Origin of the sequence: Ottowia beijingensis (genome assembly GCF_013423955.1) — a bacterium.
GTDB lineage: Bacteria > Pseudomonadota > Gammaproteobacteria > Burkholderiales > Burkholderiaceae_C > Ottowia > Ottowia beijingensis.
The window spans coordinates 2,969,756-2,984,545 of the sequence record NZ_JACCKX010000001.1; the positions used below are offsets into that span (position 1 = coordinate 2,969,756).

The 14,790-nt window shown below is 63.9% G+C and carries 12 protein-coding genes and 5 pseudogenes; 5 read left to right on the forward strand and 12 right to left on the reverse strand.

Annotated features, from left to right (window positions below; translation table 11 throughout):
* Positions 1 to 528 precede the first annotated feature (528 nt).
* The gene (locus H0I39_RS14780; protein WP_180551011.1) at positions 529 to 726 is read left to right on the forward strand and encodes a hypothetical protein; all 198 of its coding nucleotides are present in this window, start codon (positions 529 to 531) and stop codon (positions 724 to 726) included.
* Between the two features lie 24 nt (positions 727 to 750).
* A pseudogene (locus H0I39_RS14785) lies at positions 751 to 939 on the forward strand (conjugal transfer protein TraG N-terminal domain-containing protein); the annotation flags it as partial.
* Positions 940 to 955: 16 nt separating this feature from the next.
* Here H0I39_RS14785 and H0I39_RS14790 read toward each other — a convergent pair.
* Positions 956 to 1,297, reverse strand: a complete 342-nt coding sequence (locus H0I39_RS14790; RefSeq protein WP_444547280.1) for a DUF3742 family protein — start codon at positions 1,295 to 1,297, stop codon at positions 956 to 958.
* A gap of 253 nt (positions 1,298 to 1,550) precedes the next feature.
* On the opposite strand from H0I39_RS14790, the pseudogene H0I39_RS14795 reads away from it, so the two are divergent.
* The 3 pseudogenes from H0I39_RS14795 to mobH all read left to right on the forward strand — a co-directional run.
* Positions 1,551 to 2,308 (forward strand): annotated as a pseudogene (locus H0I39_RS14795) (type IV toxin-antitoxin system AbiEi family antitoxin domain-containing protein).
* Positions 2,301 to 3,219, forward strand: a pseudogene (locus H0I39_RS14800) (nucleotidyl transferase AbiEii/AbiGii toxin family protein). The pseudogenes H0I39_RS14795 and H0I39_RS14800 overlap by 8 nt, the downstream one beginning before the upstream one ends.
* A gap of 203 nt (positions 3,220 to 3,422) precedes the next feature.
* Positions 3,423 to 5,144 (forward strand): annotated as a pseudogene (mobH, locus tag H0I39_RS14805) (MobH family relaxase); the annotation flags it as partial.
* A gap of 181 nt (positions 5,145 to 5,325) precedes the next feature.
* On the opposite strand, the gene H0I39_RS14810 reads toward mobH, so the two are convergent.
* The 11 genes and pseudogenes from H0I39_RS14810 to H0I39_RS14860 all read right to left on the reverse strand — a co-directional run bounded on the left by H0I39_RS14810 (position 5,326) and on the right by H0I39_RS14860 (position 14,364).
* The gene (locus tag H0I39_RS14810; protein ID WP_308645864.1) at positions 5,326 to 5,910 is read right to left on the reverse strand and encodes a hypothetical protein; all 585 of its coding nucleotides are present in this window, start codon (positions 5,908 to 5,910) and stop codon (positions 5,326 to 5,328) included.
* A 31-nt stretch (positions 5,911 to 5,941) separates the two neighbouring features.
* Positions 5,942 to 6,184, reverse strand: coding sequence for a DUF805 domain-containing protein (locus tag H0I39_RS14815; protein ID WP_257645811.1), 243 nt, complete (start codon positions 6,182 to 6,184; stop codon positions 5,942 to 5,944).
* A gap of 53 nt (positions 6,185 to 6,237) precedes the next feature.
* A pseudogene (locus H0I39_RS14820) lies at positions 6,238 to 8,312 on the reverse strand (copper-transporting P-type ATPase).
* Between the two features lie 216 nt (positions 8,313 to 8,528).
* Positions 8,529 to 8,891 (reverse strand): c-type cytochrome, encoded by a 363-nt coding sequence (locus H0I39_RS14825; RefSeq protein WP_308645865.1) that lies wholly within the window; start codon positions 8,889 to 8,891, stop codon positions 8,529 to 8,531.
* Between the two features lie 189 nt (positions 8,892 to 9,080).
* Positions 9,081 to 9,728, reverse strand: a complete 648-nt coding sequence (locus H0I39_RS14830; protein ID WP_180551013.1) for a methyltransferase family protein — start codon at positions 9,726 to 9,728, stop codon at positions 9,081 to 9,083.
* Positions 9,729 to 9,732: 4 nt separating this feature from the next.
* A complete protein-coding gene (locus tag H0I39_RS14835) occupies positions 9,733 to 10,008 on the reverse strand; it encodes a DUF2933 domain-containing protein (protein WP_180551014.1) in 276 nt (91 codons plus the stop codon).
* A 10-nt stretch (positions 10,009 to 10,018) separates the two neighbouring features.
* Entirely contained in the window at positions 10,019 to 10,507 is a 489-nt protein-coding gene (locus H0I39_RS14840; protein WP_180551015.1) for a hypothetical protein, read from the reverse strand.
* Between the two features lie 70 nt (positions 10,508 to 10,577).
* A complete protein-coding gene (locus H0I39_RS14845; RefSeq protein ID WP_180551016.1) occupies positions 10,578 to 10,919 on the reverse strand; it encodes a copper-binding protein in 342 nt (113 codons plus the stop codon).
* Between the two features lie 63 nt (positions 10,920 to 10,982).
* Positions 10,983 to 11,471 (reverse strand): cupredoxin domain-containing protein, encoded by a 489-nt coding sequence (locus H0I39_RS14850; protein WP_180551017.1) that lies wholly within the window; start codon positions 11,469 to 11,471, stop codon positions 10,983 to 10,985.
* A 33-nt stretch (positions 11,472 to 11,504) separates the two neighbouring features.
* Entirely contained in the window at positions 11,505 to 12,917 is a 1,413-nt protein-coding gene (locus tag H0I39_RS14855; RefSeq protein WP_180551018.1) for a multicopper oxidase family protein, read from the reverse strand.
* 16 nt (positions 12,918 to 12,933) lie between these two features.
* The gene (locus H0I39_RS14860) at positions 12,934 to 14,364 is read right to left on the reverse strand and encodes a TolC family protein (protein WP_180551019.1); all 1,431 of its coding nucleotides are present in this window, start codon (positions 14,362 to 14,364) and stop codon (positions 12,934 to 12,936) included.
* Between the last annotated feature and the right edge of the window lie 426 nt (positions 14,365 to 14,790).

Consider the following 14,790-nt stretch of genomic DNA (forward strand, 5'->3'; position numbering starts at 1 on the left):
GCGCTTTGATGACGGGGCTGCGCCGCCATGACGCCAGTCGCGTGCGAGGCATTCCGCCATTACTGCTGTCGTTTGGTCGTTTCGTCATTTATCGACGTTTTCTAAAAGCATGACAGCGCGTGCCGCGCCAAAGAAAGCTCCCTCTCCCTCTGGGAGAGGGCTGGGGTGAGGGCCGGCAGCGTGTCATGTATTACGGAATTTTCGATAGTCATTTCGTCATCACCCGCGCAGCGGCAAAGTCATGGCGTCATCCGTCTAAAGCCAACGTTTGGACCGCGAAACGGCATGAGTGCGGCGCACGACTCGCCGTGTGGGCGCGCATGATCGGCGCTCGATTCGCTATCGTATAAATAGCTATTGGCGCTTGGCTGGCAAGCGCTGGGGGCTGATTTGGCCTGAAAATCTCTCAGGCGGGGTACCGTGCGGCTCGGTATTGAAGTCGCGCGTTGCGTGACGGAATGCGCGCGCCGCACTGGCTGCCGGGCGCCTGACACGCGCCCGTCACGGCCGGCTTCTAGAAACCGGGCCATGCCCACCATTCGACTCATCGCCGTCCTCAACCACCTTGGCCCGCAGGCCCGCTTCGCGCTAGCCGAGGCGCTGGACCAGGTGGCGCCCGGCCACGACATCGACAGCGAGGCGCTGTTCGAGCAGTTCGTGCGCGAACTGGACAACATCTCGCCGCTCTGGCAGCGCGTGCCGGAGAACATGGTGATGCCGGATTGACGGGGGAGGGAATGGACCACAGCAGACATGCTCCTTAACTTCGTCATGGCGATGATGTTCATCGTGCTACCGGGTTTCTGGGTAGCTGCGCTCGCGTGGGTTGGTGTCCGCGTAGGCAACATTTCGCAGATGCTCTCAGCAGCCACCGATGGCGCCAAATCTGCGGGAGGCAAAGGCGCTGACCTTGCAATCAAAGCAGCGAAGGCGAAGTAGCGCCGAGAGTGGCGAGCTACTCGTCGTCCGCGCTGCCGCCGTCGATGCGTACCTCGCCCCGGTAGAGACCGTATCCGTCCAGGCCGTTTCGCCATTGAGGCTCGTCATCATCACTGCTTTCGTCGGCATCAGCGTTGCGTACCATCCAGGCAGCGATCGCTGCAAAGGCCAGCAGCAGCGCCAGCCAGAACGCGGAGTAGAGCAGCGCACCGAGCACGGCCAGCTTGACGACCCAGAGCACCGCCGTCGCCGCGCCCGCTGGCACCCCGCGCGTCACCAGCCGGCCGGCGACACGCTGCTCGCGGCGCTGGTATCCACGCCAGGCACGGCCAGCCCCCGGCCCAGCCGGTGGCTCCAGCTCCCGTTGTGCGTGTTGGTGGTCATGCTCATGTGCCTCGGCTTCAGTGGTACCTCACCTCATGGAGCGGCCGGTCGGGGCCTGCCCTCCAGCATAGACCGCGATCAGGAGGGCGGGTTGCGGCTGGCAGAGCCGGTCGGCCTGGGTCGCAGGTCGATTAGATTCTGCGATGGAAATCAAACCTTATGCTACTTTCCCTGCGCGTTCCTGCAATGGCTCTAGGGTCGATTGGATTCTGTGTTATTTTTATAACATGGATGGAAATTCTAGGCACCAGGTAATCAAGCGGCTGCAGGCGGGACTTCCCCGCGGGGCGCCGTTCGACCTTGCCACCCTGAGCCAGTTCGGGGTGTCGCCCCAGCTCGCCGCCCACTATGCCGACGGCGGGTGGCTCGTGCGCCTGGCCCATGGCGTCTATGCCTTCCCGAACGATGAATTCGGGGTCTACGGTGCGCTGAAGTTCCTGCAACAGCGCGTGCCCGGCCTGCACGTCGGCGGCAAGAGCGCCCTGGCCCTGCAGGGTGTGCGGCACAACCTGGGCAGCCGGGAGGCGCTGGTGCTGTGGGGCGACGGTCGTTTCGTGTTGCCAGCCTGGTTCACCTCGCGCTTTCCGGCCCGCTACGTCCACGCCCGCCTGTTCGACTGGCCGGACACGGCGCTGGCCGGCAAGACCCTGACCACGCCGCCTGGCCTGCCCGAGGATCTGCGGGTGGCTGCCTCCGAGCGTGCCGTTCTGGAGCTGCTGTACGAAGCCGGCGTCAAGCAGAGCCTCGAAGAGGCCCGCAACATCTTCGATGGACTGCGTTCCCCCGCAAGGACTTGCTCGGACAACTGCTGTCCTGCTGCGCCAGCGTGAAGGCCGTGCGCCTGTTCCTCACCTGGGCACGCGAGACCAGCCTCGTGGATGTGGATGCCCTGCTGGAGCAGTACCCGGTTCGCACCGGCAGCAACACGCGCTGGATGAGCCGGCTCGATGACGGCACCTTGCTGAGCCTGAGACCTCATGGATAAGACCTACGCGGACACCGTTCGCCTGCTGCTGGCCGTCGCGCCCGACGTGTTCGCCAACGACATCTTCGCCATGAAGGGCGGCACGGCCATCAACCTCTTCGTGCGGGACATGCCGCGCCTGTCGGTGGACATCGACGTGGTATACCTCCCGTGGCAGACGCCGCGCGACGAAGCGCTGCAAGCCATCAACCAGGAGCTGGCCGCCATCGCCGCGCGCCTTGCACCGCTGGGCGTGCAGACACGCCTGGTTCGCGCCAAGGACCTGGGGACACCAAGCTGATCGTCGAGAACGATGCCAGCCAGGTGAAGATCGAGGTCAACGTCGTGTTCCGAGGCAGCGTGCTGCCCGTCGAGCGGCGGCCGCTGAGTGCCAAGACCAGCGATTTGTTCGGCGTCGAGTTCGAGCTGCCGGTTCTGGCACCGGACGAGCTGTACGCCAGCAAGCTGGTGGCCGCGCTGGATCGGCAGCACCCCGCGACCTGTTCGACGTGTGGCAGCTCTACGAATCGGGCGACATCAGCGACGGCATGGTCGAGTGCTTCGTGATCTATCTGGCGGGCCACAACCGGCCGCCCCACGAAGTGCTGTTCGGCAACGACAAGGACATCGCCGGCGAGTACGAGCGGGCCTTTGTCGGCATGACCGAAGTGGACTGCTCCCTGGAGACACTGCTCGATGCTCGCGCCAGGATGCGGCGCGAGCTGCCACAGCGACTGAGCACCGCGCACAAGCAGTTTCTGAGCGGGCTGGCGCGCGCAGAACCGGACTGGTCGCTGGTGCAGTGCCAGCACGCCGCGCAACTGCCGGCACTGCGCTGGAAGCTCGCCAATCTGGAGACCTTCCGCAAGCGCCGTCCCGACGACTTCGCAGCGCAATCCGCCGCCCTCGACACCGGCTTGGGCCAGAGCTGACGAGCGTCCCGCAGCGCCCCACTTGCCGGGATTGCCCCATGCCGCATTCATCGTGGCGCCCCGCGCAGCAGCGGCCCTATACCCAAAGGCTTCCGATAAAGGCCAAAGGGCTGGGAAGGGGCAAAGGAAGGGCGCCAAGGGGAAAGGCCCTATCCTGAAAAGGCCAAAAGGCGCCCCGAGCAGCCCGTCATCCGGGGTTCGCCATGCTCTCGCTGTTCCAGCGCAAAAGGGTGCCACCCACCGCCGGCACGCCGCCCACCTCCGCCATCGAAACTCCGAAAGGGTCGATGCGGCCGGAGTCGGCCGCATCGCTGCTGGCCACGCCGCGCCGGCAGAAACTGCTGGAACACATCTGGCAGCGCACATCGCTCTCGCGCCGGCAGTTCGCCACGCTCTACCTCGCCCCACTGGAGCGCTACGCCGAGTTGGTCCAGCAGTTCCCGGCCTCCGAGAACCACCACCACGCCTATCCGGGCGGCATGCTGGACCACGGCCTGGAGATCGTCGCCTATGCGCTGAAGCTGCGGCAGTCATACCTGCTGCCTGCGGGCGTCACGCCGGAAGCACAGGCGGCCCAGGCCGAAGCCTGGACCGCAGGCACGGCCTACGCGGCCCTGCTGCACGACATCGGCAAGATTGCCGTCGATCTGCACGTCGAACATGCCGACGGCAGCGTCTGGCATCCCTGGCACGGCCCGCTGCGAAAGCCCTACCGCTTCCGTTACCGAAAGGAGCGTGAGTACCGCCTGCACAGCGCCGCCACCGGGCTGCTCTACGCGCGCCTTCTCGATCGGGACATCTTCGACTGGCTCTGCGGCTATCCCGACCTCTGGGCAGCGCTGCTGTACGTGTTGGCCGGCCAGTACGAGCACGCCGGCACGCTCGGCGAGTTGGTCGTGCAGGCCGACCAGGCATCGGTCGCCCAGGAACTCGGCGGCGATCCCAGCAAGGCGCTGGCGGCGCCCAAGCATGCGCTGCAACGCAAATTGCTCGACGGCTTGCGCTACCTGCTCAAGGAAGAATTCAAATTGAACCAGGCCGGTCCGGCGGACGGTTGGCTGACCCAGGACGCCTTGTGGCTGGTGAGCAAGACCGTCTCCGACAAGCTGCGCGCACATCTGCTATCGCAAGGCATCGACGGCATTCCGGCGAGCAATACGGCGGTGTTCAACGTACTGCAGGATCACGGCATCGTGCAACCGACGCCGGATGGCAAGGCGATCTGGAAGGCTTCTGTCACCAGCGACGCCGGCTGGTCGCACGCCTTCACCTTCCTGAAACTCTCGCCGGCGATGATCTGGGATGCCGCCGACCGGCCGGCGCCGTTCGCAGGCCGTGTGCAGGTCGAAGAGGAACAGGCGGAGCCGACGCCGCAGGCGACAACGGTGGCCGATGGGCCGCGCGCCGAAGGCATCGAAGCTGCATCCGCGAGCACGGCGCCGATCGCATCCGCAGCCATGGACACCGGCGTGGCCGCGCTGCTCGACCTGCTGGGCGACGCCGCTCCACCCACGGCACCGGAGATCCCGAGTTCCCCTGTTGCCGAGCCCGAGCCGGCCCCTTCGACCGTGCCCCCGCCGCAGATGAGCCTCGCGCCTTCCCAGGATCGCGCGGAGCCCTCCGGGGCGCACTTCATGGCCTGGCTGCGTCAGAGCATCCAGACGCGCAAGCTCATCATCAACGACGCCAAGGCCCTGGTGCATACCGTCGCCGGTACGAGCTACCTCGTCAGCCCCGGTGTGTTCCAGCGCTACGCGCAGGAGTACCTTCAAGTCGCCGCGCTGGCCAAGCAGGAGAAGCTGGAGGGGTGGCAGTGGGTACAGAAACGCTTCGAGAAGCTGGGACAGCACCGCAAGCAGCCGAGCGGGCTGAACATCTGGACCTGCGAAGTCACGGGGCCGCGCAAGTCGCGCCGGCTGCACGGCTAGGCCTGGCTTGATGCAAACACGCCGCCCATGAGAGCAATGGTCAAAATGCTCAGGCGATGTACCCGGGGGCCGCACGAGATCGCACGCATTGCGCCATGACTAGGCGCGGGGCGGCGCTCGCCGGGAGCACCGGAGGAAGAGATAAGCATGATGGTCCTCGAAATTGATATCCACGAAGTCACGTGTTCTGCCGCGTCAATACACGGCGGGCGCGACTTGGTGTTTCAATTCCGCAGAACCTGGAGCGCGAGATAGATCGGAGGAAACCCGCTCGAGGGTCGGGCTGAACGTAGCCAGCCATAGGGCCGGCCGTTGGCTGCGTTTCGAATATTTCCGGAAGCAGATAAGTGATGCAGACCGCATGGGCTGCAATGGATTGGGTATCCAGTCCCTGCAGCGAAGACACGAGTTGCCCGTCGCTGTCGCAATGGGCACGGCACAACTGTGGCGCCTCATCATCCATCGTACCTGACATGGCATGGCAGTCGGGCAGGGATGGCATGTCTACCGGATCCTCCATAGCCATGCCTGCAGCCTGCATGGAGGCGATATGTCCCGCAGAGTCCGGTTTGGGGCAGGCATACATCGCCAGCGCCATCTGCGAGAACAGCAAGGCCAAGATGAGGCCGCCGGCAATCCGGCGGCCCCATTGCGTGACGATGCGTCGGATGGAAGCCATGGTGGGATGTTCTTTGCGCTGGATGTGTGACGAATTGACGTGGATCAAAATCCAGTCACGGGGTGGAAGCGTCAAAGGATCCACCCGTGACTACCTGATCGCTGTGCATGAAAGATCACCGAGGGCTCAGCTTCGTTTCTCCAGGATCCAGCTTGTCGGCGCGCCTCGAACTCGGCCAGTCTGAAAACGCGAGCACATACAGCACGATCAGGTTAATCATGGGGATGATCATCAATAGACCGAGCCAGCCCGAAAAGCCCGCCTTGACAAAGATCTTCCAGAATGGAAACACGATTACCACCGCACCCAGCAGCATCGTCAGCCAGTGGGCGCCAAACCACCAGGCCATGTCGTTCATATACATTCCGTTCATCATGATCGATATCCTTTCTTTGATTGTCTCGATGCGGGTTAGCCTCGTGCGCGCCGCAGCCGCAGCGCGTTGAAGATGACAGAGGCCGAGCTCAGGCTCATGGCCAGCGCTGCAATCAATGGAGACAGCAACCAGCCCGTGATGGGATAAAGCACGCCGGCGGCGATGGGCACGCCGATACCGTTGTAGATGAAGGCGAACAACAGGTTCTGGCGCATGTTGCGCACGGTGTCGATGGAGATGTCGCGCGCGGCGGCGATGCCGCGCAGATCGCCCTTGACCAGGGTGATCTGTCCGCTGTTCATCGCCACGTCGGTGCCGGTGCCCATGGCAATGCCCACGTCGGCCTTGGCCAGTGCCGGCGCATCATTGATGCCGTCGCCGGCCATGGCGACGACGTGCCCCTCCTTCTGCAGCCGCTCCACCAAGGCCAGTTTGTCGGCCGGCTTGACTTCGCCATGCACTTCGTCGATGCGGAGCTTGGCGCCCACCGCCCGGGCCGTGGTCAGGCCGTCGCCCGTCGCCATGACGATGCGCAGGCCACTGTCGTGCAGCGTCTTGATGGCGTCGGCCGTGGTTGCCTTGATCGGGTCGGTGACGGCCAGGATGCCGGCCAACCGGCCATCCACGGCCAGGTGCATCACACTACCGCCCTCGCCGCGCAAGCGCTCGGCGTCCGTCTTGAGCGCATCGGTCGCGACGTTCTCCTGCTGCATCAAGGCGGTGTTGCCCAGCACCAGATGCTTGCCTTCGACCGTGCCGCGCACGCCGATGCCGCTGCCCGATTCGAAGTCGTCGGCCTTGGTCAGGCTCAGCCCTTTGTCCCGCGCGGCGCGGACGATGGCATCCGCCAGCGGGTGCTCGCTGCCCTGATCCAGACTGGCCGCCAGGCGCAGCACCTCATCCGGCGTGTAGCCCGAGTCGGCGACGGCGGTGTCGAAGGCCGGCTTGCCTTCGGTCAGGGTGCCGGTCTTGTCCACGATCAGCGTATCCACTTCGCGCATTTTTCGATGGCGCCGGCATCGCGGAATAGAATCCCCTGCGTGGCCGCGCGGCCGGTGGCGACCATCACGGACATCGGGGTCGCCAGGCCCAGCGCACACGGGCACGCAATGATCAGCACCGCCACGGCGTTGATCAGGCCGAACACCCAGCTCGGCTCGGGGCCGAAGAATCCCCAGACGAAGAAAGTCGCGATTGCGATCAACACCACCACGACCACGAACTTGCCGGCCACCACGTCGGCCATGCGCTGCATCGGCGCCTTGGAGCGCTGGGCATTGGCCACCATCTGCACGATCTGCGACAGCATGGTGGCGGCGCCGACCTTCTCCGAGCGCATCACCAGTGCGCCGCTGGTGTTCATCGTGGCGCCGATCAGGCCATCGCCGGCGCGCTTGGTCACCGGCACGGGCTCGCCGGTGAGCATGGATTCATCGACGGCACTGCTGCCCTCGGTCACCACGCCATCGACGGGCACTTTCTCGCCGGGCCGCACGCGCAGCAGGTCGCCGACGTGAACATGGTTCAAAGGCACGTCCTCCTCGCTGCCGTCGGTATTGATGCGGCGCGCCGTCTTGGGGGCCAGGCCGAGCAGAGCCTTGATGGCCGCCGAAGTCTGCGAGCGCGCCTTCAATTCGATGATCTGACCCAGCATGGTCAGCGAGATGATGACGACCGCCGCCTCGAAATAGACGGCGACGCGGCCGTGGGCGATGAACGAGTCGGGAAACACGCCGGGCGCGAGGGTGGCGACCACGCTGTAAACAAAGGCGGCGCCGGTGCCTAGGCCGATCAGCGTCCACATATTGGGGCTGCGGTTGACGATGGACTGCCAGCAGCGGACAAAGAATGGCCATCCCGTCCACAACACTACCGGCAGCGACAGCACCAGCTCGACCCAGGTCTGGGTCTTCATGTCGAACCAGCCGAGGCGGTGGCCGAACATGGCCAGGATGGTGACCACCACGGTCAGCGGCAGCGTCCACCAGAAGCGGTGCTGGAAATCGATTAGTTCGCTGTTGTCCTCCTCATCCAGCGGAATCACCGCTTCGAGCGACATGCCGCATTTCGGGCAATTGCCGGGATGATCCTGCTGCACTTCCGGGTGCATGGGGCAGGTGTAGATGGTGCCCGCCGGGGCCTCCATGGGCACCGCGGCAGAAGTTGCCGGGGTCTGTTCGTCTGCGGTATGGCCGTGGTGATGCAGGTGTTGGTTCATGCCCATGCCTTTGTTGAGTTATCTCGATTCTTGACCTTGCCATCGCGGCAAGGTCAAGTCCCTTTCCTTGTGGACGCATTCGGTCCGCATTGGCCCATGCCCCGATGGCTATCGGGACAAAGACTGGCGGTACTGGACATTGATTTCGTCGTGGCGGCGCCGTATCTCTGGCGGCCATTGCGCCTTGATCCATGACAGCACGGCCACGATCTCGTCGTCGCTCAATACTCCACCATAGATGGGCATCGCCGTACGGTAGTCGGGCTGATTGATCAATTGGGCCAGTCCCTGCTTAGTGATGGCGAACAGTTGCTCGTCGGGATGGTGCCAAGTGTGGCCGCTGGGATCGTGCGGCGGCGCAGGAAGCAAGTCATCCGATCCACGATCACGCCAGTTGGGCTGGCCCTCGCCCTTGGCCCCATGGCAAGCCGCACACTGCTGCGCGTAGATGCGGGCGCCGACGCGCAGCACCTGGGGATCATCGGGACGCAGGCTGTGCGGCGTCGCCTGCCGCTCACCGGCGCGCAGGGAAAGTAACCCGCCCCTGCCACCAGCAGCAGGGCCAGCAGTCCTGCGGCCCACAAGGCCGGCGGTTTCAACGTCATTGCAACTTCCTTGATTTCATGCCCATGGCCACATTCTGGTCAGCGGATGCGTCGCTCAAGACCGCGTCCTTGCGCCCCTGCGCGGAATGAAGCGTGGCACGCGCTGCGCATACTCCTGCCAGGCCTGTCCAAAACGGCGTGCACTTTCCTGTTCCTCGTTGTGCGCCAGCCGGGCGTACATCGCCACGAGGATCGGGAACATCAGCAGCGTCAGCAGGGTCGGCCATTGCAGGAGAAAGCCGAACATGATCAGGACGAAGGCGATGTACTGCGGATGCCGCACCCGCGCATAAACGCCGGTTTCAGCCAGCCGCCCCTGCCGCTGGGCCTGGTAGAGCACGGGCCAGGCCGTGGCCAGCAGCCAGAAGCCGCCGCCAATGAACAGGTAGCTGAGAATGTGGAACGGCCCAAGGTGCGGGTCGCCGCCCCAGCCGAACAACAGTTCCAGCAGGTGGCCGGCGTTGTGGTTCAGCAGATCCACGCCCGGAAACTTCTGGCCCAGCCAGCCCGACAGGAAGTAGATGGTCAGCGGGAAGCCATACATCTCCACGAACAGCGCCACGATGAACGCTGTGAACGCCCCGAAACTGCGCCAGTCGCGCGCGCTGGCCGGCTTGAAGAAGCTGAAGGCGAACATGACGAAGATCGCCACGTTGAGCACCACCAGAGTCCACAGGCCATACGACGATCCCGTGTGCTCCATGGCGTCAGCCCCTGTCGGAGTTTTGTCCAGTGCCCTGGCCAGTGGCTGAGCCACCACCGTGGCCGCCATGACCACCATGGCCTTTGTGCATGAAGACATGCATCAGCGGGCAGGCCAGCAGGAAGGCATAGGGCCACCATTGCGCCAGGTGGGCACGGTGTTCGGTCCATAGGAAGTACCCGGCGACGGCGCCGAACACGAGCAGGCCGATGGCATAGCGCGAGCGCCAGAACCCGCCGGTCTGCACACTCTGCGGATGGGATGCATGGTCATGGGTCATGACGGCCTCCTCACTTTGTGCCGGGAGTGGGGGTTTGCGGCATGGACATTCGATCCATCATCATCTGCATCATCGACTCCATCATGGCCATGCGCTTTTCCATCATCTGCGGGTCGTGCTGCATGCCAGCCATACCGGCGGGTGGGTTGCCCGATGCCATCTGGCCGTGCATCGACTTCATCATGCGCATGCCGTCCTGCATGGTCTTCATGTGTTCGGCCATCAACGCCTGGCGCTCCTGGGGCGTCTTGGCGGCTGCCATCTTCTCGTGCATGGCCTGCATGGCCCGCATGTGCCGATCCATGGCGGCCATGTCGCCCGAGCCCATGGCCTGGCCGGGCGATGGCAATGCCGCCGAAGGAGCCGGTGCCGCGGTAGCTGCTGGGGCGGCAGCGTCCGCCGGGTGGTGGTCCTTGTGCTCGTCGGAGCCTTGTGCCAGCACACCCATGGAGGCGGCGGCGACACAGAAACCGATCAGGGAATGGCGAATGTGAATCATGATGCTTCCTTCTGGCCGTGGATGGACTCGGGCAGCCGCGTCCGGCGGCATGGTGCGGTTGTGACCTTGCTCAGCGCACGGGCTGGATGTCGGTGACGATCATCTTCCCGCCTTCCTGGATGACCATGAATTTGACCTTGTCGCCGGGCTTAAGGTTGGTGAGCTGGCCCTTGTCACGAACGGTAAAGACCATGGTCATTCCGGGCATGTCCAGATTCTTGATGTCCCCATGCTTGAGGGTGATCTTGCTGTTGTCCAGATCGACCTTCTTGACCTCGCCATCGGTCATGGAGTCCGATGCAGGCGCCGCGACCTGACCTGTACTGGGACTGACCTGGGCATGGCCCGCCATCGGCAGGGCAACGCCCATAGCCAGGGCGGAGATGGTGAGCAGACGTTGGATGGTTTTCATGGTGACCTCTGGGTAAATGGATGGATCTATGGCTGGGCCGGCTGTAGTCGGCGTTTCAGGCCATCACTTGCGGCCCACCTTGATGGCGCCCTTCATACCGGCCTCATAGTGGCCAGGCATCAGGCAGGCGAAGTTCACGGCTCCCGCCTTGGTGAACTGCCAGACGATTTCACCCTGCTTTCCCGGTGCGAGCGTGACCTTGCCGGGTTCGTCGTGCTCCATGTCCGGGAACTTCTTCATCTGTTCCAGGTGCTCCAGCAGTTCCTTCTCAGTGCCCAGGCTGAGTTCGTGCTTGACCTGGCCGACATTCTTGACAACGAAGCGTACGGTTTCGCCCTGTTTGACCTGAATGTTTGAGGGCGTGTAACGCATGTTGTCGCTCATTTCGATGGTGATGCTGCGACTGGCCTTGGTGGCGACGCCGGGTTTGCCAATGGCTGTCTCCCCGTCACCGTGGCCACCTGCATGGGTGCCGCTAGCGAAGGCTGCCCCCGATGTGGCCAGTGCAGCCATGGCGAAGAATTGCGAGATGGTGGTTCGTGTGAATTTCATGGGTGGTCTCTCGTTGAAAATGGAAGGGGAAACTCAATGCTCGCCATGCGAAGTGGGCTTGCGTACCTTGACTTCGGTCGGCGTTGCCGGCTTGCGTGCGCGCGGCATGGATTGGCCGCCCTCGGCGCTGAAGCGCGCCGGCTCGGCCATGAGGCCGGTGTACTCATGCGCCACCGTGCCTGCCGGATGCTTGTACCAGCCCGGATCCTTGTAGTCGCCCGGCTTCTGGTCACGGCGTACCTTGAGCACGCTGAACATGCCGCCCATCTCCACCGAGCCGAACGGCCCCTGGCCGGTCATCATCGGGATGGTGTTGTCGGGAATCGGCATTTCCATCTCCGTCATGTCGGCCATGCCGCGCTCGCCCATGACCATGTAGTCCGGAATCAGCTTGTTGACTTTCTTGGCAAGGCCGCTGTGATCCACGCCGATCATGGTTGGCACGTCGTGGCCCATGGCGTTCATGGTGTGGTGGCTCTTGTGGCAGTGGAAGGCCCAATCGCCTTCCTCGTCGGCGACGAACTCGATCTGGCGCATCTGCCCCACTGCCACGTCGGTGGTCACCTCGGGCCAGCGTGCGCTTTTGGGCGTCGGGCCGCCATCGGTACCCGTGACCACAAACTCGTGGCCATGCACGTGCATCGGGTGATTGGTCATAGTGAGATTGCCCATGCGAATGCGCACCTTGTCGTTGAGGCGCACGTTCAGAGAGTCAATGCCGGGAAAGACACGGCTGTTCCATGTCCACAGGTTGAAGTCCGTCATTTCCGCGACCTTGGGCGTCGCGGCCCCGGGCTCGATGTCATACGCACTGAGCAGGAAGCAGAAGTCCCGTTGCACCTCGTCGATCATCGGGTGCCTGGCTTTCGGGTGCGTGACCCAGAAGCCCATCATCCCCATGGCCATTTGCACCATTTCGTCGCCGTGCGGGTGGTACATGAACGTGCCGGGGCGGCGCGCCACGAACTCGTAGACAAAGGTCTTGCCGGCCGGAATGGCCGGCTGCGTCAGACCGGTTACGCCATCCATGCCGTTGGGCAGGCGCTGGCCGTGCCAGTGAACACTGGTGTGCTCGGGCAGCCTATTGGTCACGAAGATGCGCACACGGTCGCCTTCGACGACCTCGATGGTCGGGCCGGGACTCTGCCCGTTGTAGCCCCACAGGTGAGCCTTCATCCCTGGGGCCACTTCGCGCACCACCGGTTCGGCCACCAGGTGGAACTCCTTGACGCCCTGGTTCATACGCCACGGCAGCGTCCAGCCGTTGAGCGTCACCACTGGGTTGTACGGCCGTCCAGAATTGGGCATCAGCGGGGCCATGGTGTTTGGGCTAGTCTGAATCACCGGCTCGGGCAATGCCGCCATGGCGACACGGCTGACCGCGCCGGCCGCAACGGCGCCGCCAGCAATACCGGCAAATTTGAAAAAATCTCTTCTGGATGTCATGGCAATCGTCTCTGCATCAGTGTCCGGCACCCGCGTCGCTGGGGGCGCTGGTGGTGACCGACAAGGTGGTGTTGGTGGGGCGTCCGATCACGGATGCCTGCAATGCGGCATCGGCCAGCCAGAATTGCTGCTGCGCGTCCAGGGCCGCCGTGACGGCACCGACCTGGTCGCGCGCATCGGCCAGCAGTTCGAAGGCGCTGATCAGCATGCCGTTGTAGCGAAGCTGGTTCTCCTCCGCGATCACCTTGCGCACCGGAACCACTTCGTCCCTGTAGTGCCGCGCCACGTCGTAGGCCGTCCGATAGGCCGAATAGCTTTCCCGCAGGCTGGAGCCAGCGGCGCGGGCCGCGGCTTCGAGCTGGTTGGCGGCCGCCAGCGTTCGAGCGTTCATCGCATCACGCTGCATTCCACCCCAGTCAAAGATGGGCAGGCGCACATCGATTTCCCAGCCGCGTGCGTTGGAGCGGGTGCCCTCGGCATTGTCGAAGGTGGTATTGCGACGCCCGGTGAGCTCGATATCAGTGAAGCTGGTCACCATATTCAGCCCTTGGGCCTTGGCGGCACCATCCAACGCGGTTTGCGCCAGACGGATGTCCAGGCGTGCCTTGGTCGCCAGCGAGCCAACCGCCTGCGGATCTAGTGCTTGCTTGGGGAGATCGGGCAGACGTTCTGGAAGCTTCAGCGCTTGCGCTTGGCTCTCATCCAGTCCCAACAAACGCACCAGCTCTTCCCGGCTGGCCGTGACCTGGTGTTGGGCCGTGCTCAGTCGAGTGGCGGCATCTGCATAAAAAGCCTGCTCGCGCGCACGGGTGATACGGTTGAAGTTGCCCACGCCCTGCATGCGCCGGGCCAATTCGGCGCCCGCTTCGGCGCTGTCATAGACCTGCTTGGCATACTGGAGCGTCTGCTGTGCGGCCACGGCCCGCACCCAGGCCTGGCGCACGCGCGTGACCTGATCCAGCACGTTGCCTGTCAGGCGCAACTGGGACAGTTCGATCTGCCGGGTGGCGACACCGTACCGGGTCGGCAGGGTCAGCAGATCCAACAGGCCAAAGGAAAGCGCACGCCCCAAGTCCAGCTCAGTTCCGGCCCTCATGCGCTCAAAACTGAAGATGGGGTTGGCAATCCGCCCCACCTGCGCGGCATCGGCCGACTCTGCCCAGCCTTGCGCCAGCAGGGCCTGCAAAGACGGACTGTTCACCAAGGCCAACTGGACAGCATCTTTTTGACCCAGAGGCTGCGCCAGCAAGCTTTGAGCTGCCTGTGCTTGCTGGTCGCGCTCCTCCTGGGTACGCGCCAGGGCGAGCTTGCCTTCGGTGAAACCGCCCGCTTCGACGTTGACACGATTGATGTTCTGATCCAGGCTGACGCTGGCACATCCGGTCAGCACCGCCAGTCCAAGGGCGGACAGGGTCAGCTTGGCATGCGTGGCACGCAAACGCATCATGGCTTGCCTCCCCATGATGGCCAGAATGCGGATCGCTGGCGGGGGCAGTGTCCTTGGCGGACGCGGGCTGGCCCGTCTTGATTTCCTTGGCATAGGCGCGCCAACCGCCGATTTGGCCCACGCGATCATTGGCCTCTCGCCAGGATTGCACCTGTTGATCCGCATAGGCCTGGTATGCATCGATGGCGGACGAATACTGCAGCCTCGTCGGCAGCGGAGGCTGGGGAGCTTCGGGATCTGCTGGGGCTTGTGCAAAAGCCGCCCCTGCGAACAACGCCAGTGCCAAAGGCAACAAGACCCTGAAGGATGGCAGGTGATGGGAATGGGCCATGGTCTCCTCTGAAAGCATCTCTGATCTCACGTCGAAGATTCTGGAGAGCCCGCCCTTTCAGCAAGATGTTTGGAACATTACATTCTTGTTAGCTT

What these genes read in the sequence shown, in the direction of transcription:
- H0I39_RS14830 (WP_180551013.1), bottom strand. Translation starts at nt 9,728, where the DNA reads ATGGAGCACACGGGATCGTCGTATGGCCTGTGGACTCTGGTGGTGCTC.
- H0I39_RS14835 (WP_180551014.1), bottom strand. Translation starts at nt 10,008, where the DNA reads ATGACCCATGACCATGCATCCCATCCGCAGAGTGTGCAGACCGGCGGG.
- H0I39_RS14860 (WP_180551019.1), bottom strand. Translation starts at nt 14,364, where the DNA reads ATGATGCGTTTGCGTGCCACGCATGCCAAGCTGACCCTGTCCGCCCTT.
- H0I39_RS14840 (WP_180551015.1), bottom strand. Translation starts at nt 10,507, where the DNA reads ATGATTCACATTCGCCATTCCCTGATCGGTTTCTGTGTCGCCGCCGCC.
- H0I39_RS14855 (WP_180551018.1), bottom strand. Translation starts at nt 12,917, where the DNA reads ATGACATCCAGAAGAGATTTTTTCAAATTTGCCGGTATTGCTGGCGGC.
- H0I39_RS14815 (WP_257645811.1), bottom strand. Translation starts at nt 6,184, where the DNA reads ATGAACGACATGGCCTGGTGGTTTGGCGCCCACTGGCTGACGATGCTG.
- H0I39_RS14850 (WP_180551017.1), bottom strand. Translation starts at nt 11,471, where the DNA reads ATGAAATTCACACGAACCACCATCTCGCAATTCTTCGCCATGGCTGCA.
- H0I39_RS14780 (WP_180551011.1), top strand. Translation starts at nt 529, where the DNA reads ATGCCCACCATTCGACTCATCGCCGTCCTCAACCACCTTGGCCCGCAG.
- H0I39_RS14845 (WP_180551016.1), bottom strand. Translation starts at nt 10,919, where the DNA reads ATGAAAACCATCCAACGTCTGCTCACCATCTCCGCCCTGGCTATGGGC.